General features: G+C 52.2%; 14 protein-coding genes. 12 read left to right on the top strand and 2 right to left on the bottom strand.

Features of this window, described 5'->3' with window-relative positions; all coding sequences use genetic code 11:
- Positions 1–575 precede the first annotated feature (575 nt).
- Positions 576–1,019 (bottom strand): Xre family toxin-antitoxin system antitoxin, encoded by a 444-nt coding sequence (locus tag V8L70_RS19790; protein ID WP_336270474.1) that lies wholly within the window; start codon positions 1,017–1,019, stop codon positions 576–578.
- 93 nt (positions 1,020–1,112) lie between these two features.
- A complete protein-coding gene (locus V8L70_RS19785; RefSeq protein ID WP_336270472.1) occupies positions 1,113–2,120 on the bottom strand; it encodes a LysR family transcriptional regulator in 1,008 nt (335 codons plus the stop codon).
- A gap of 225 nt (positions 2,121–2,345) precedes the next feature.
- Between V8L70_RS19785 and V8L70_RS19780 the strand changes: the two genes are divergently transcribed.
- From V8L70_RS19780 to dctP, 12 genes are all read left to right on the top strand, one after another.
- Positions 2,346–3,485, top strand: a complete 1,140-nt coding sequence (locus V8L70_RS19780; RefSeq protein WP_336270470.1) for an acyl-CoA dehydrogenase family protein — start codon at positions 2,346–2,348, stop codon at positions 3,483–3,485.
- Between the two features lie 18 nt (positions 3,486–3,503).
- Positions 3,504–4,952: a hydroxymethylglutaryl-CoA synthase family protein gene (locus tag V8L70_RS19775; RefSeq protein WP_336270468.1), complete on the top strand. Its 1,449-nt coding sequence runs from the start codon at positions 3,504–3,506 to the stop codon at positions 4,950–4,952.
- A gap of 29 nt (positions 4,953–4,981) precedes the next feature.
- On the top strand, positions 4,982–6,181 hold the full coding sequence (locus V8L70_RS19770; RefSeq protein WP_336270466.1) for an acetyl-CoA acetyltransferase: 1,200 nt from the start codon (positions 4,982–4,984) through the stop codon (positions 6,179–6,181).
- Positions 6,182–6,235: 54 nt separating this feature from the next.
- Positions 6,236–7,927, top strand: a complete 1,692-nt coding sequence (locus V8L70_RS19765; protein ID WP_336270464.1) for an acyl-CoA dehydrogenase family protein — start codon at positions 6,236–6,238, stop codon at positions 7,925–7,927.
- Between the two features lie 37 nt (positions 7,928–7,964).
- Positions 7,965–8,885 (top strand): SDR family NAD(P)-dependent oxidoreductase, encoded by a 921-nt coding sequence (locus V8L70_RS19760; RefSeq protein WP_336270462.1) that lies wholly within the window; start codon positions 7,965–7,967, stop codon positions 8,883–8,885.
- A gap of 72 nt (positions 8,886–8,957) precedes the next feature.
- Positions 8,958–9,815, top strand: coding sequence for a MaoC/PaaZ C-terminal domain-containing protein (locus tag V8L70_RS19755; RefSeq protein ID WP_336270460.1), 858 nt, complete (start codon positions 8,958–8,960; stop codon positions 9,813–9,815).
- Between the two features lie 2 nt (positions 9,816–9,817).
- The gene (locus tag V8L70_RS19750; protein ID WP_336270458.1) at positions 9,818–11,044 is read left to right on the top strand and encodes a CoA transferase; all 1,227 of its coding nucleotides are present in this window, start codon (positions 9,818–9,820) and stop codon (positions 11,042–11,044) included.
- A gap of 81 nt (positions 11,045–11,125) precedes the next feature.
- Positions 11,126–12,256, top strand: coding sequence for a CaiB/BaiF CoA transferase family protein (locus tag V8L70_RS19745; protein ID WP_336270456.1), 1,131 nt, complete (start codon positions 11,126–11,128; stop codon positions 12,254–12,256).
- A 40-nt stretch (positions 12,257–12,296) separates the two neighbouring features.
- Positions 12,297–13,091, top strand: a complete 795-nt coding sequence (locus V8L70_RS19740) for an enoyl-CoA hydratase/isomerase family protein (RefSeq protein WP_336270455.1) — start codon at positions 12,297–12,299, stop codon at positions 13,089–13,091.
- A gap of 37 nt (positions 13,092–13,128) precedes the next feature.
- Complete coding sequence (locus V8L70_RS19735; protein WP_336270453.1) at positions 13,129–14,682, top strand: acyl-CoA synthetase; 1,554 nt, start codon at positions 13,129–13,131, stop codon at positions 14,680–14,682.
- Between the two features lie 122 nt (positions 14,683–14,804).
- Positions 14,805–15,278: a PaaI family thioesterase gene (locus tag V8L70_RS19730; RefSeq protein ID WP_336270451.1), complete on the top strand. Its 474-nt coding sequence runs from the start codon at positions 14,805–14,807 to the stop codon at positions 15,276–15,278.
- Positions 15,279–15,608: 330 nt separating this feature from the next.
- On the top strand, positions 15,609–16,526 hold the full coding sequence (dctP, locus tag V8L70_RS19725) for a TRAP transporter substrate-binding protein DctP (protein WP_336270449.1): 918 nt from the start codon (positions 15,609–15,611) through the stop codon (positions 16,524–16,526).
- Positions 16,527–16,587: the final 61 nt, after the last annotated feature.

The following is a 16,587-nucleotide window of genomic DNA, read 5'->3' as shown; positions in this document are numbered from 1 at the left end:
AAACGGAATCGGTTGACCCATCGTGACCGCTCAGCGTACAAAACTCTCTCCAGCGTGAAGGCCGTGTGCAAATCGGTCACGATCACCGGAATGACCGGTCACGTTCGCCGGAATACGCATCTGGGAGGGTATGAGGTTAATATTGCAAGGTATGTTGGCATGAGCCAGCATTTTCTGGCTTTCCTAGAAAGTCGGGACTTAGGGGGTGTGTGCAAGCGGGGCAGGGGAACCGGTTTCACCTGCGGGCAGATCTGAGAGATCCAGGCTTTGAATTGAGGTGGCGTCGACTTCGTAAATGCTGAGCATCATGTCTGGAGCAACAGCCGGAGATTCGGGGTGTAGTTCCCCATTTCGAGCATGACGGCCGCAGCTGACAGGCTGAAATACAATACAGGCTACCGTCTTTATTTCAGCATCCGCCGTTTCGGTAGCTTCCATCCTGGCCGGAAAGGGTGGTCGAATAGCGTACTTTTTGATTTGATAAAACTTCACTCGGATACCCTTAGTTTTGGTAAGTGCTAAGGGTATTTATGCGGTTTTGCGAGCTGATTTGACTCACCGCATCTAAAATATTATTAGCTGAACTCCCCGAATTTAATCTTGCCCAGCACATCCCTCACCATTTCGCGGCCAGCGAAGGTATCGAAAAGATCGATGGGCTGAGACCCATTCAGCGCTCGAACCTCGCTGTGTAGCCACTCCTGGGCGCTATCGCGATCACCGAAGACCTTTCCGGCTTCGACATACAGCTTCAGTGTATCCAGCACTTCCTCGCTTTGAGAACGACCCAGGGCCTTACGCTTGTACAAGCGATGCAGGTTGCCTGAATCAGTTTCTAATAGTCGCACGAAGACATCTCGATCACCACGCAGTGCATTGACCGCTTTTTGGAGTACGCGGCCAGACAAGCCTTCTCGTACAGCCCTAATGAAAGCCACCTGGTCGGCATACACATCAAGAGGGAGGCCGATATCGCCCAGCATACGGGTACCACAATTGTCTTGTTCGGTGAGATCCATAGCACCCCCCCTTTAATTATCCGACATGCACAGGATGCTTCCCGATGATGGCAGTAGCTTAATTACAAAGTAATATAGTATGAGTTCAGAGCGTTATGGCTTTTCTGCATCCTCATGTATGTTTGGGGGCTTACTGGCAGAAATTATTTCTTTCTTGTCAAATAGTAGTTTTCCTTTCCAGATACCTGCTTCTACCTGTTCCGCCACCTGTTGCATTATGATTTCAGCCAGTTTGAGCGTTGCAACGGAGGAGGGTAGATCTGTAGGGGTGACGAGAGACAACGTTCGCTTAATCTCTGGTGAGGTTATAGGAATTGCGATGACTTCCTTTCGGGTTGTCATTTCATGGACTGCAGCGGAAGACAATATGGTGTAGCCAAGCCCTCTTCTCACCATATCGGTAAGCATGGGCCAAGCGCTGACCTCAAGAGCGAGGTTTAAGGTCTTGTTGCGATCTGCAGCTTCTTTTTCCATCGCCACTCTTAAACCGTGCTTCTCTTCAGGCATAACAAGTGGTAATTCGAGCACTTCATCTAAAGTGATCTCAGAACGGTTGGAAACTTTAGTGTTGGTTGGGGAAATTAAATATAGGCGCTCCTCTATCAAAGGACGGAAGCGTAAGTTCTTATGATTACTGTGATTGTATGAAATGGCAATATTTAATCGATGTTGCATAACCATTTGCTGGAGAGTGCCACTCATAGCCGATTTTACTGCAAGATTTACCTGAGGAAACTGCTTACGGTAATCCTCAATAATAGCCCCTGAAAAGGTATGTGCCACTGTAGGAAGAAGCCCAAGCACTACTTGCCCCGTGACTTCGCCTGCTACGGCAGTAACATCGGCCTGAGTTCTCTCAAGGCTCTGAAGTAGGCTGCGTGCTCGCTCGTATAACAATTCACCAGCCGCCGTTAGTACCACTCCACGCCCGTGTCGTACGAAAACGTCAACGTTCAGTGCTTCTTCTAGCATTCTGATCTGTCGGCTTAGAGCGGGCTGGGCAACGAACAATTTTTCGGAAGCACGACTGAAACTGCCGGTATCTGCAACAGTTAGGAAAGTGTTCAGCTGGCGTAAGTCTACGTTTAGATTAAAGGGCATGGCAATCTTACCTATAACTTAGTTATATACAGTTTTCCACTATATACCTTTTTAGTAATAGATGATGATCTAGCCCGCAGTCAGGTATGCCTAAAAGTGATGGTTGATATAAAAAGTATATAATTGTTAGCGAAATTTCTTGCTGATACGGTTGAATCATACCTGGGGCACAGTAATGTTCCCCCTCTCTTATACCGTTGCCATTCGGCTACAGGAATAGCACTCATGCAGAGCAGAGCAATTTATAACAGCGAACATGAACTTTTTCGCGAAAACGTGCGTCGATTTTTTCGTGCCGAGCTGGAGCCCAATATAGATCAGTGGGAAGAGCAAAGTGTGGTTCCTCGGTCTTTATGGAATAAGGCTGCGGAAAATGGCTTTCTATGCTGTGGTGTGCCTGAAGAGTTCGGGGGGCCGGGTGCCGACTTTCTTTACAACATGGTCCTGTCAGAAGAAACAGGCTACGCCATTGGCGGTGCCAGTGTTGGATTTTCCGTTCAGGCGGACATCGTAGCCTATTATTTGATGAGTGCAGGTACCGAAGAGCAGAAGCAGTACTGGCTGCCAAAGATGGTAACTGCCGAGCAAATTGCTGCTATTGGAATGACCGAGCCGGGGGTCGGCAGTGACCTGAAAAACTTGCGAACAAGTGCCGTTCGCGATGGTGATGATTATGTCATTAATGGCCAAAAGACCTTTATTACCAATGGCCAGAACTGTGACTTTGTTTTGGTTGCCTGCACGACAGACCCGAGCAAGGGCGGCCATGGCATCAGCTTGATAATTGTTGAATGTGATCGTCCTGGTTTCTCCAGGGGACGTAACCTAGACAAGATCGGCCAGAAAGCTGCGGATACCTCTGAAATGTTTTTTCAGGATGTCCGAGTGCCGATGAGCAATCTTGTCGGTGAGGAGGGTGAGGGCTTTAGCATAATGATGCGAGAGCTTCCACGTGAGCGCATTACTATTGCCTGCCGTGCTCAGGCTGAGGCTCAGCGTGCTTTTGATCTAACTGTGGCCTACACCAAAGAACGCAAAGCGTTCGGCAAAACCATAGCCGACTTCCAGAACACACAGTTTGTGTTAGCGGATATAAAAACCAGCCTGGAAGTGGGCTGGGCCTACCTTGATCAGTGCATAAAAAAGTGTGATGAGGGGATCCTGACGCCTGAAGAGGGCGCTATGGCCAAACTCTGGACTACAGAAAACGAAGGCAAGGTGGTTGACCAGTGCCTACAACTCTTTGGGGGTTATGGCTACATGCGTGAGTACCCAATCTCCCGCATATACGTGGATGCGCGTGTACGCCGGATCTATGGTGGAACTTCAGAAATTATGAAGTTGGTTATCGGCCGTTCTCTCTAATAAAAATAAGGAAATCAAATGTTTGGTATTACCGCCTACGGTGCCTATATACCGAGAAATCGGCTCTCCAGAGCCGCTATAGCTGACGCTAACGACTGGTTTGATGCCAGCCTTCGGGGTCTTGCAAAAGGGGAGCGCAGTGTCTGTAACTGGGATGAAGACACTATCACCATGGCTGTGGAAGCCGCTCAGGACTGTATGTCACTACTTGATGCTAACTCGGTAGGGGCACTGTATCTGGCCTCCACTACCCTGCCCTTTCTTGATCGTCAGAACTCTGTGGTGGTCAGCCAGGCGCTGAATCTCGGCGACCAACTGCGCACCATGGATGTCAGTGCCTCCCAACGTGCGGCGACCTCCGCCCTGATTGCGATGCTAGAAGCGGGCGGCCCAGGTAAAGGGTCGGCCATGCTGGTGGCTTCTGAACACCGTCGCAGCAAGTGTGGCTCCCGGGCGGAAATGCTCTGGGGTGACGGTGCTGCGGCTCTGGGCGTGGGTAGTGAAGGGGTGATTGCAGAGTATATGGGTTGCGAAACCTATGTAACGGATTTTGTGGATCACTATCGTGGCGAAGATTCGACCCTGGATTATGAGTGGGAAGAGCGCTGGATCCGTGACGAAGGTTACCTTAAGAGTGTGCCTTTGGCTGCTACTCGTCTGCTGGAAAAAACGGGTTTAAAAGCCGTTGATATTGCCCACTTTGTGTTGGCGTCCGATCAGGCCAAAACGCCTTCAGCGGTTGCCAAAGCGCTTGGCGTCACGGCTGAGGCTGTGGTCGACAATCGCATTGCCTCAATGGGTGTCTCCGGGGCAGCTCATCCAATTCTCATGCTTACTGCAGCGCTCGAAGCTGCCAAACCCGGTGATTTGATTATGCTGGCTGGTTTTGGCCAGGGCACCGATGTGGTGCTTTTCAGAGCTACTGAAAAGATCAATGAACGGCGCCCGAAAACCGGTTTCGCCGGGGCGCTTGCGCGTCGTCGCCCCGATGAGAATTACAACCGCTTCCTCAGTTTCAATAACCTGGTTGAACGAGAAACCGGCAAGCGTGGGGAGCTGGACAAACAGAGTTACCTGGCTGCGATGTACCGCAAAAAGGATCTCTTGACCGGTTTTATCGGTGGCAAATGCAGGGAGTGCGGCACCATTCAGATCCCGAAGGAGAACTATTGCGTTAACCCGGACTGTGGCGCATTGCACAGTCAGGACGATCACCCGATGTCTGCCTTACCCGGCCGGGTCAAAACTTGGACTGCTGATCGCCTGACATTTGACTGGAATCCGCCCGCCTATTTTGGGCTGGTCGAGTTCGATGGCGGTGGTCGAATGATGATGGACTTTACAGAAGTGGAGGCCGGCAGTATTGAAACCGGTGTTGCCGTCAGCCTGCATTTCCGCATTCGGCAGTTCGATAACCAGCGTGGCTTCCGGAAATATTTCTGGAAAGCGACACCTTCCGGGCAATAACAAGCGCAGCTGATAACAGGTGATTGAAAATGGCTAGTGGAATCAAAGACAAGGTAGTAATCCTGGGAATGGGTTGCAGCAAATTCGGGGAACGCTGGGATGCCAGCCCCGCCGACCTGATGGTGGAGGCCTTTGAAGAATGTCTTGCTGATGCGGGTATTGAAAAGAAGGACATCGAAATGGGCTGGTTTGGGGCCGGGATTGATGCCTACAACGTGGGGGCAAGTGCGTTGCCTCTATCTCTTGCCCTGCGGTTGTCGAATATCCCGGTTACCAAGGTTGAGAATATGTGCGCCACCGGGACCGAAGCTTTCCGTGGCGCAGTCTATGCAGTTGCCTCTGGCGCCTGTGATATCGCACTGGCCCTGGGTGTGGAGAAGCTCAAGGATGTCGGTTATGGCGGTCTGCCCCAGCGCACCCGCGGTGTGGAAAACGACATGTTCTGGCCCAATCTTTCAGCTCCGGGCGCGTTTGCCCAGCTTGCCAGCGGCTATCGCGCCAAACACGGTATTGACAAGACTGAATTGAAGCGGGCCATGGCACATGTGTCAATGAAGAGCCACGCTAACGGTGCGAAGAACCCGAAAGCCCATCTTCGTCGGGAAATCACCGAAGAACAGGCCATCAATGCCCCCTATATCGCAGAACCGATCGGGTTGTATGACTGCTGCGGCGTGAGTGATGGTTCGGCCTGCGCCATTGTGACCACGCCCGAAATCGCCCAGCGCCTGGGCAAAACGGACCTGGTTTCCGTCAAGGCTTTGCAGTTAGCTGTTTCCAACGGTGATGAAGCCAGTTTCAGTGACTGGGATGGCTCCTATATCAAGACCACCCGAATTGCTGCGCAGCGTGCTTATAACGAGGCAGGTATCAAAAAGCCTCGAGAAGAAATCAGTATGACGGAAGTCCATGATTGCTTCTCTATCACCGAGCTGGTGACCATGGAAGATCTGCAGCTGTCTGACGAGGGCAAGGCTGTTCGTGATGTGCTGAACGGTGATTTTGATGCCGGTGGCCGGATTCCCTGCCAAATTGATGGTGGGCTGAAGTGTTTTGGTCACCCCATCGGTGCCTCCGGTCTGCGCATGATCTATGAAAATTATCTGCAGTTTCAGGGGCGAGCCGGTGACCGACAGCTGTCAAATGCCCGCTTGGCTCTGAACCATAACCTTGGGGGCTTCCCGCACCAGAACATCTGTAGCATCTCGATTATTGGGCGTTACGAGTGACACTCCGAAGCACTGCCGTTTCGTGGAACAGTAAAAGCATGAACAGGTGACCTGATGAGCCAAACACAACAAGCCGCTATGCACTTAGGGGGTGACGCCGAATCACTGGCAGTAGCCCGTCGTAGCCTTGAGACGGTCCGGTACCAACTGGGGCTGGCCCTCAAGAACCTGAAAAACTACTGCACTGTCGACGGGCGTCTGAGCTCGGGTTTGCTCGACCACCATCAGTTGAGCTGTTACGAAGTCGCCTTGTGCGCGGCGGAACTGTCTGCTTCTGAGGCGGTATGCGTTTACGCAGCAGAGGCAGGTAAAGAAGATCAACTTGCCCGCGATGTCGCCCTGGTTTTCTGCGCGGAAGCGGTGCCGTCGGCTATTCAGCGGTTGTTAGCCAGAGCCGGAGATCTCGGACTTGATCGCGCCACGATAATTGGCTTGTACAGAGATAAGGACATCGAAACGCTGATTGAGCAGTTCGGTAGCAGCGTATTTCTGGCTGCGATCGGGTCCACCGTGGCAGAGCGTGGCAGTACCCGTCTGCCATCCACGCTCGGGGAAGAGAAAGAAATGATGCGGGACATGTTTGCCCGCTTTGCTACCGATGTGGTGATGCCACTGGCGGGTAAAATCCACCGGCAGGATCTGGATATTCCCGATGAGATTCTCAAGCCGGCGGCAGAGCTCGGCTGTTTCGGCATCAGTATTCCGGAGCGTTTCGGTGGTTTTTTACCCGATAATCAACCAGACACCCTGGGCATGATCGTGGTTACTGAGGAGCTGTCACGGGCCTCACTGGGTGCAGCCGGAAGCCTGATTACCCGTCCGGAAATTGCTGCCAAAGCGCTGTTGCAAGGCGGTACCGAGGAACAACAACAGGAATGGTTGCCGCGCATTGCCTCTGGAGACACTCTCTGTGCGATCGCTATTACCGAGCCCGATTACGGCTCTGACGTTGCCTCCCTCGGGTTAAAAGCAACGCAGGTCGAAGGAGGCTGGGTACTTAATGGCAGCAAAACCTGGTGCACATTTGCAGGCAAGGCCGGCATGTTGCTGGCGATGGCCCGGAGTGAACCGGACACCTCGCTTGGTCACAAAGGCCTTAGTCTGTTTCTGGTGGAGAAACCGTCTGCTTCCGGCCACGAATTTCATTATCAGCAACCTTCCGGGGGCGTTATTTCCGGCAAGGCTATAGCCACCCTGGGTTATCGGGGCATGCATTCTTACGACGTGTTTTTTGAGGACTATTTTGTTCCTGCCAATGGTTTGATTGGTGGAGAGAAGGGCCGTGGACAGGGCTTCTATTACACTATGGCAGGCTTCGCTGGCGGACGAATCCAGACCGCTGCCCGGGCAACGGGTGTGATGCAGGCCGCATTCGAGAAAGCCCTCAGTTATGCCAAAGACCGTAAGGTATTCGGGAAAGCGGTGGGTGATTATCAGCTCACCCAGGTGAAACTGGGCCGGATGATGTCGACCCTTACCGCCTCACGCCAGTTCAGTTACTCCGTCGCCCGAATGATGGATGCTGGTGGTGGCCAGGTGGAGGCCAGCCTGGTGAAGCTGTTTACCTGTCGTGCCGCAGAGTGGGTAACCCGTGAAGCCATGCAGATTCATGGGGGAATGGGGTATGCCGAAGAATCGGATGTGAGCCGCTATTTTGTGGATGCGCGGGTGTTGCCAATCTTCGAGGGGGCAGAAGAAACCCTTGCTTTGAAAGTCATTGCCAGAAACCTAGTTGCTCAGGCTTGAAACAATAAACCTACAAGAGACCTTTCAGGAGAATTTTGTGAGCGATAAAAAAATGTTGGATGGAAAAGTAATTGTTGTCACCGGCGGTGGTCGCGGTATTGGCCGCGCAACCTGCCTTATGCTTGCAGAGCATGGTGCCAGAGTCGTAGTTAACGATATTGGCGGTGGCGCAGATGGTGCTGGTAACGACCAGGCCCCGGCTGATGAAGTCGTATCCGCGATCAAGGAAGCTGGAGGCGAGGCGGTATCAAGCTTTGACAGCGTGACGGAATGGGAAGGAGGACAGGCCATCATCCAGACTGCTCTTGATACCTTCGGTCAGATAGATTGCGTGGTGAACAACGCTGGGAACCTTCGCGACGGTATTTTTCATAAAATGTCGGAGCAGGATTTCGAGTCGGTTCTGGCGGTGCACCTCAAGGGTACCTTCAACGTCAGCCGGGCGGCAGCACCCCATTTTCGCCAACAGGGCAGCGGCACCTTTGTGAACATGACGTCCACCTCCGGCCTGATTGGTAATTTTGGCCAGGCCAACTACTCTGCTGCCAAGATGGGCATTGTAGGCTTGTCAAAATCCATGGCGCTGGACATGGACCGCTTTGGTGTAACTTCGAACTGTATCGCTCCGTTTGCCTGGAGTCGTCTGATCGGCAGTATTCCGACGGATGATGAGGCCCAGAAAGAGCGCGTTGCCAAGATCCAGAAGATGACCCCTGACAAGATTTCCACCCTGGTAGTGTCACTCTGCAGTGATCAGGCCAAGCATGTGACCGGTCAGATTTTCGGCGTCCGTAACAATGAGATTTTCCTGTTCAGCCAGCCTCGCCCGATTCGTTCAGCCCATACCTCTGAAGGATGGACTCCGGAGACGATATTGAGCCGCGTGATGCCCGCCTTTGAAGCGGATTTCTACCCGCTGAGCCGCTCTGCGGATATCTTCAGCTGGGACCCCTTCTGATAAACCCGGGTAACAATGGTCCCGCTCGGCAACGCCGGTCGGGTACTGTTTTCCAGACACAGGAGGATGCACGTGGCCATCAGTTACGAGAAGCTGCTGAACCGCAAGTTCAAGCGTATCGATCAGAAATACACCGAGAAAGATACCATTCTCTACGCACTGGGCGTAGGCATGGGTATTGATCCTCTGGACAGGAACTGTCTGCCATTTGTCTACGAGGATGGTCTTAAGGCGCTGCCCAGCATGGCGGTGGCGATGGCGTATCCGGGGTTCTGGGCGAAAGAGCCGGACACCGGAATCGACTGGGTGAAGATCCTACATGCTGGCCAGGAGTTGGTCATGCACAAGCCGCTGCCTGCCTCTGGCCATGTCTATGCTACTACCCGAGTGGCAGATGTGATTGATAAGGGCGCAAGTAAGGGGGCTCTGATTCTTTCCGAACGTACCGTCAGGGATGCTGACACCGATGAGGCCTTGTGCACATTGTCCATGACCACCATGGCCCGAGGCGATGGCGGTTTTGGTGGCCCCGATGCTCAGTCACCAAAGCCGGACCCGATCCCCGAACGAGAGCCGGATATGTTGTGCGAGTTACCGACGCTTCCACAGCAGGCGTTGATTTACCGGCTTTCCGGTGACTATAACCCGCTTCATGCGGATCCAGACGTGGCTACCAATGCAGGCTTCAAAGCACCTATTCTGCATGGCTTGTGTACCTTTGGTGTGGCCTGCCACGCGCTTCTGAAGACTTTGTGTGATTACGATCCAGCTCGCTTCCACCGGATGCGTGTACGGTTCTCAGCGCCGGTTTATCCCGGAGAAACCATCTGCACCGAAATCTGGCGGGAAGGCGATTCCGTGGCTTTCCGGTGTCGTTCTGTAGAGCGGGATCTGGTGGTTATCAACAATGGCTATGCTGAGGTGAGCTGAACATGCAGAACATTCTTTCCGGACTTCGGGTAATTGAGGGCAGCGCCTTTGTGGCAGCGCCCTCAGGCGGTATGACTTTGGCACAGTTGGGGGCGGATGTAATTCGTTTTGATCCCATTGGCGGCGGTATCGACTATCGCCGATGGCCGGTGAATGGTGACAACCAAAGCCTTTACTGGCACAGCCTTAACAAGGGGAAGCGATCTATTGCTGTGGATATCCGTCGTCCGGAAGGTCAGGAAATCCTCTCCCGGCTGATTACCCTTCCAGGAGACGATGGAGGCATGTTCCTCACCAACTTTCCGGCCAAGGGCTGGTTATCCTATGAGCGCCTGAAAGAATTCCGGGAAGATCTGATCTACATGAACCTTACCGGTGATCGTCACGGTAACAGTGCTCTCGACTATACCGTTAATTGCAAGGTCGGCTTTCCCTCCATTACCGGTGTCGGCAAAGCGGGGGAGGTCCCTCCCCTGAATAATCCAATGCCGGCTTGGGATGTCATCACCGGCCAGCAAATCGCCTTGGGATTGCTCGCTGCAGAGCGCCATCGTTCCCGTACTGGTCAAGGCCAGTTGGTTAAAATCGCTTTAGCCGATGTGGCTCTCGCCACCCTTGGAAATTTGGGCTATATCGCCGAAGCCATGATTAACGATGTTGATCGTGAGGCCATTGGCAACGACGTCTTCGGCACCTACGGGCACGACTTCGAGTGCAGTGATGGCGAGCGGGTAATGGTGGTCGGGGTTAGCCCCAATCAGTGGAACGCTCTCGTTGCGGTGACCGGTACCGAAAACCAGATTAATGAGCTTCAACAAAGGATGGGCCTGGACCTCCGTAAAGAAGGTGACCGTTACGAGGCCCGTGCTGAAATTACTGCCATTTTCAAGCACTGGTTTAGTCAGCGCTCCTACAGCCAAGTCAGCACTGAGCTCGATAATGCCGGGGCGTGCTGGGGTAAGTACCAGACCATCCGTGAAACCGTGAATACAGATATCGACTGCTCCACTGACAACCCGTTATTTCAGATGGTAGATCAGCCGGGGGTAGGGGAGTACCTGATGCCTGACCACCCCTTAAGGTTTACCGGCATGAACCGTGATCCGATTCTGAGGGCACCAAGGCTGGGGGAGCACACCGAGGAAATTCTGGCGCAGACGCTCGGACTTTCCAGCGGTGAGATCGGAAAATTGTTTGATGACAGAATTGTAGCCAGCAGTGGGCGGTAGATGCTCTCAAGAGCGCCCTGAGGGATGCCCAAATAATAAAGACAAAACACCGGGCAATCGTCTCGGTAATAGGAGAGCGAGATGGGACCGTTGAAGGGGTTTCGGGTTATTGAGCTTGCAGGAATTGGCCCAGGGCCTTTCTGCGGCATGGTGCTGGCCGACCTGGGCGCTGAAGTAATCAGCGTTGAGCGGGTCGGGGCGCAGGCTCTGAAGCCAGAGCTGGATTGCAGTCGGCGGGGCAAACGCTCAATAGCCCTTAATCTGAAAACACGGGAGGGTGTCGAAGCCCTGCTTAAACTGGTGGAGACCGCTGATGCCCTATTTGAAGGCTTCCGCCCCGGAGTAACTGAAAAGCTGGGCATCGGGCCTGATCAATGTATGCAGCGAAACCCGAGGCTGGTATACGGTCGCATGACAGGCTGGGGCCAATACGGTCCTCTGTCCGGAGCCGCTGGCCACGATATCAATTACATTTCTCTGACCGGTGTTCTCAGCGCAATCGGCAGGGCTGGAGAAAAACCCGTGCCCCCCCTGAACCTCGTCGGTGATTTCGGCGGTGGCGGTATGTTCTTGGCTTTGGGTATTGTTTCAGCTCTGTTGGAAACCGCCAGATCCGGCAAGGGTCAGGCTGTCGATGCGGCTATGACAGATGGTTCCGCGGTACTTATGACGATGTTCCATTCAGCTTATGAAATGGGCCTCAATTCGCTGGAACGTGGCACCAACCGACTGGATACTGGTGCCCATTACTACGACTGCTATGAAACTAGCGACGGAAAATATATATCCATTGGCTCGATAGAACCGCAGTTCTACGCTCAACTAATGAAAGTAGCAGGTCTTCCTCAGGAGAAGTTCGGTGAGCAATTGGACAAGAGCCAGTGGCCAGAACTGAAGCAATACCTAGAACAGGTTTTCAGGCAGAAAACCCGGGCTCAATGGTGTGAGCTGATGGAAGGTACAGATATCTGCTTTGCACCAGTTTTAGATATAAAGGAAGCCCCATCCCACCCCCATAACCAGGCCAGGAAGACTTATGTAGATGTGGATGGCATGCAGCAGCCAGCGCCGGCACCCCGTTTCAGTCGCACCAAGCCAGGCATACTTTTTGCTGCTCGCCAGTATGGAGCGGATACTGCCGAGGTTCTAGGCGAGCTGGGATTCAACCCTGAACAGCTGGAAACTATGCGTTCCGATAAAGTCTGTGGCTGACCACCCTCCCCACGCTATTCACCAGACAGGATCAGACAATATGAGTCACTTGAACTTTGAAATTGATGGCCAAGTCGCCTATCTGACTATGAACCGTCCTGAAGCACGCAATGCCTTGTCGTTGGAAATGCGTACCGAGATCCGGGATCGTTTGCAAGAAGCGGAGCTTAATAACGACATTCGCTGCATCGTATTGCGTGGTGCCGGTGAACACTTTCTGGCTGGTGGCGACGTCAAGTCTTTCATGGAGTTCACCAAGCTGTCTCCTGAAGAGCGGCGGCTCACATTTATAAATCGTATTCATGGTCTCAATGCCATCATGTATGCCATGCGGCGGTTGAACAAGCCGGTGATCGCCAGTATACGCGGTGCAGCGGCTGGTGCCGGAGTCAGTCTCGCATTGTGCTGTGACATGGTGGTGGCATCCGAAGATGCATTCTTCACTCTGGCTTATTCCAAGATAGCCAGCAGCCCGGACGGTGGTGCCTCCTATTATCTACCGCGTCTTGTGGGCACCAAGAAAGCCATGGAAATAGCCCTTCTGGGCGATCGTTTTACCGCAAAGCAAGCGCTGGATATGGGCCTGATCAACCGCGTGGTACCGACAGAGGACCTGGTCGTCAGAACCAAGGAGTTGGCAGAACGGCTGGCGAGTGGGCCTACTCGTGCCTATGGCAATATCAAGAAGTTGATTTTGGCTGCTTCCGATAATTCTCTGGAGGAACAACTGCAGCTAGAGGCCGAAACTTTTGGTGGTACGGTTATGGCTGATGACTGGATTGAAGGCGTTATTGCGTTCAATGAGAAGCGCAAACCGGATTTCAAAGGACAATGATCCCGTCTGGTTTAAGTGGTTTAAAGGAGAAGTTGCAGTGACAAATACAACAATCGACAAGACGACATTTAAAGGTATTGTTTGTGGCTCCCGCCATCTCACCCATGAAGAGTTCCAGCATGATGTAAAACGAGCTGCAAGCGTATTCAATAAAATGGGGGTGGGCGAAGGCGAGTGCGTGGGCATTTTCATGCGGAATGATATTCATTTCATGACTGCCAACCACGCTGCCAACTATGTCGGGGCCTATGCAGTGCCCATCAACTGGCACTTGGCGGGGGAAGAACTGACTTACATACTGAATGATTCGGGGGCCAGGGTTCTGGTCATTCATGCCGACCTGTACCGGATTGTAAAGGATGCGATTCCCGCTAGCGTCAGTTGTCTTCTGGTGGAAACCCACGAAGACCTCCGCAAACCTTTTGGTCTGGCTGCGGACGTGTGCATCGTGCCAGAAGGTGAAGCAGACTGGCAGCGTTTGCTCGACTCGGAAAAGCCATCTCAGAGCCCCCCCGTTCAGGGCCCGTCTTCCATGTTGTACACCTCTGGCACCACTGGGCATCCGAAAGGCGTTCGCCGGGTTCCGCTGAATCCCGAAGGTACGGCCTCCATGCGAGATTTCCGTACTCGGGTATACGGCTGTGGCCCAGGTGCACGCTGTACCGTACCGGGGCCGCTTTATCACAGCGCCCCCAATGGCTACTCCATGCAGGCGTCAAAAATCAGCGATTTGCTGTTAATCATTCCGAAGTTTGATTCCAGGGAATTTCTCGCGTTAATCGAGGAATACCGTCTGACAGCGGCAATTATGGTGCCGATCATGTTTATTCGCCTACTGAAGTTGCCAGACGGCGTTCGCAATAAATACGATTTGTCGAGTCTGGAATTTATTATTCACGCGGCGGCGCCATGTCCAGCTGATGTCAAACGCAGGATGATTGAATGGTTCGGACCAGTGATCAACGAGTTCTACGGCTCCACCGAATCCAGTGCGGTCAGTGCATGTAATTCCGAACAGGCACTGGCCAAGCCCGGGAGCGTCGGCAAGACGGTGCCGGAGGCTGATATCCGGATACTGGACGAGCAGGGGAATCCTGTGCCTGCCGGTGAGATAGGTGAGATTTACTCCAAGTTTCCGCTGATGGACTTTACCTACAATCGCAAACCCGAAGCCCGGGCCGCGATGGAAAAAGATGGTTATATAACCTCCGGAGACATGGGTTACCTGGACGAGGACGGCTTCCTCTTTATTGCTGATCGGGTTAAAGACATGGTGATTTCTGGGGGTGTGAATATTTATCCCGCAGAAATAGAGGCGGTACTGCACAATTATCCGGGTATCAAGGATTGCGTGATTTTCGGCATTCCCGATGAGGAATTCGGGGAAGCTTTGATGGCAGTGGTGGAAGCGCAGGATGACGTCAAACTGGATACTGATCACATAAAAAGTTACCTACGCGAGCATCTCGCGGGCTTCAAGGTACCCAGACGAATAGAGATTGGTAAGGACCTTCCCAGAGAAGACTCGGGCAAAATCTTCAAGCGTAAGTTACGTGATAATTATTGGCAGCAGGCTGGTCGAAAAATCTGAATTGAAGTGTAAACATGACTGATTATTGATATTTGCCCACTAGATATTAGCTAAAAAAGTAGCTTTTTTTAATATATGGGGCAAGAAGATGAGTTGCTCAATCCGCTAGGGATAACAAGAAAATGCCGGAAATTGATAGTAGCGTTAATGAAACTAACTTTGGAGATAGTAACTTTAAAGCCGAAGCCGAAAGCCTATCAGGTTTCAGGGATGTCCTGGGGTTTTCTGTAACAGAATGGCAAAAAGATTTTTGCGCACTAACTGTTCTTGTGGGCGACCAACATATGAATCGTAATGGTTTTGTCCATGGTGGGGTTTTAATGGCATTACTAGACTCCGCTAGTGGGTTATGTGGAACGTGGTGCTCAGTATCTGGCAATGTCCGGAAATGCATTACAGTATCCATGAGTACTCATTTTATTAACCCGGTTCAGGATGGGCTATTGCGAATTGAAGCGCGAATGATCAGTCGCGGCCGCAAAATGTTCTTTGTGGAAGCACGTATAACCCTTGAGGAACAACTCATTGCCACCGGGGCCGGTACTTTCCGTTATGTACTAGGTGGCGACAAGGAGGAGGGGGTCCCATTATCTTAATCCTGACTCTTAATAAGCATTGCACAATTCGATAGATGTTGAAGCTATATAATATAGGTATATATTATATAAAATATGGTTTGTTGTTGGTATCAATTTGGGGTGCTAGGTTGAATACACCAAACCATTAAAATGTAGCTACCTTAAAACAAAAACAGGAAAACCTAGTTATGAGATCAGTTAGCTCGATCAAAACCCTTTGTGTGGGCTCGGTCCTGGCTTTGGCGATAGCAGGGGAAGCGGTTGCTGAAACTACTCTCCGTTATGCCGAAGCGACACCCAATCGTGGTAGCCGTGCTGAGGCTCTGCAATTTTTTGCCGACGAAATCAATGAGCGTTCCAGCGGCGACCTTTCCTTGGACATCCATTGGGGGGGGGGCGTTACTGAAGTATTCAGGTATTCTCAGCGGGGTCTCTGCAGGTACCGCGGATATGGGTAGCGTTCTGGCAGCCTATGAGCCGTCCAAGATGCGTGGGCTGAGCATTGGAGATATCCCTGTTGAGGGAAACTCAGATCCCTGGGTTGCCATGCGGGCGATGTATGAGTTGATGACTACCAATAAACAGATCCAGGAATCATTTGCCGACGAGGGCGTGGTTTATGTAGGCAATTACACCACCACCCCGGTGCAGCTTGAGTGTACCGAAGGCAATGAGATTCATACCGTGGAAGACATGAAAGGCAAGCGGATTCGTGCTTCCGTTATCTATGCCAAGATTGTTGATGAGCTGGGGGCCAACCTAGTGAACTTCACCTACGGTGAGGTGTATCAGGCTCTGGATAGCGGTCTGGTGGACTGCTCTGCCGGCTACCTTTACGCCATGCGCTCCTTCAAAACTCCGGAAGTGACTAGCAGTGTAACGCTTACCAATTGGGGTCAGATTACCGGTTTCTCTATCATGATGAACAAGTACAGTTGGTATGACCTTACCGAAGAGCAGCAACAGATTATGCTGGAAGCGGGTTCGGATATGGTGGACTTCTATGCCGAGACGGTGATCGAAGAAAGCCAAGTCATTATCGATGCCTTGCCTACTGGTGAACTGGGTAACGAAATCGAAGTTATAAAGATGGCGGACTCGGAGCGTGACAAGTTGCTAGCCCTGTCAGATAAGTACATCAATCAGTGGATTGAAGAAATGAACCAGGCCGGATTTGACGGCCAGGGTATCTGGGATGAGTACCAGCAATTACTTTCTGAATATCAGCAGGTGGTCGACGAAAAAGGTTATCCGTGGGCGGGCTAAACCACTCTTGAGATAGCACAAATGCCGGGGTCTGTAGCACCCGGCGGTTAACTACTCTGAT

Source organism: Vreelandella arctica, assembly GCF_037070215.1.
GTDB lineage: Bacteria > Pseudomonadota > Gammaproteobacteria > Pseudomonadales > Halomonadaceae > Vreelandella > Vreelandella arctica.
This window is presented reverse-complemented; position numbering and strand designations above follow the sequence as displayed.

Bases quoted from the DNA above. Each gene is read 5' to 3' on its own strand.
- V8L70_RS19790 (WP_336270474.1), bottom strand. From the start codon at position 1,019: ATGGATCTCACCGAACAAGACAATTGTGGTACCCGTATGCTGGGCGAT.
- V8L70_RS19785 (WP_336270472.1), bottom strand. From the start codon at position 2,120: ATGCCCTTTAATCTAAACGTAGACTTACGCCAGCTGAACACTTTCCTA.
- V8L70_RS19780 (WP_336270470.1), top strand. From the start codon at position 2,346: ATGCAGAGCAGAGCAATTTATAACAGCGAACATGAACTTTTTCGCGAA.
- V8L70_RS19775 (WP_336270468.1), top strand. From the start codon at position 3,504: ATGTTTGGTATTACCGCCTACGGTGCCTATATACCGAGAAATCGGCTC.
- V8L70_RS19770 (WP_336270466.1), top strand. From the start codon at position 4,982: ATGGCTAGTGGAATCAAAGACAAGGTAGTAATCCTGGGAATGGGTTGC.
- V8L70_RS19765 (WP_336270464.1), top strand. From the start codon at position 6,236: ATGAGCCAAACACAACAAGCCGCTATGCACTTAGGGGGTGACGCCGAA.
- V8L70_RS19750 (WP_336270458.1), top strand. From the start codon at position 9,818: ATGCAGAACATTCTTTCCGGACTTCGGGTAATTGAGGGCAGCGCCTTT.
- V8L70_RS19745 (WP_336270456.1), top strand. From the start codon at position 11,126: ATGGGACCGTTGAAGGGGTTTCGGGTTATTGAGCTTGCAGGAATTGGC.
- V8L70_RS19740 (WP_336270455.1), top strand. From the start codon at position 12,297: ATGAGTCACTTGAACTTTGAAATTGATGGCCAAGTCGCCTATCTGACT.
- V8L70_RS19730 (WP_336270451.1), top strand. From the start codon at position 14,805: ATGCCGGAAATTGATAGTAGCGTTAATGAAACTAACTTTGGAGATAGT.
- dctP (WP_336270449.1), top strand. From the start codon at position 15,609: ATGAGCGTTCCAGCGGCGACCTTTCCTTGGACATCCATTGGGGGGGGG.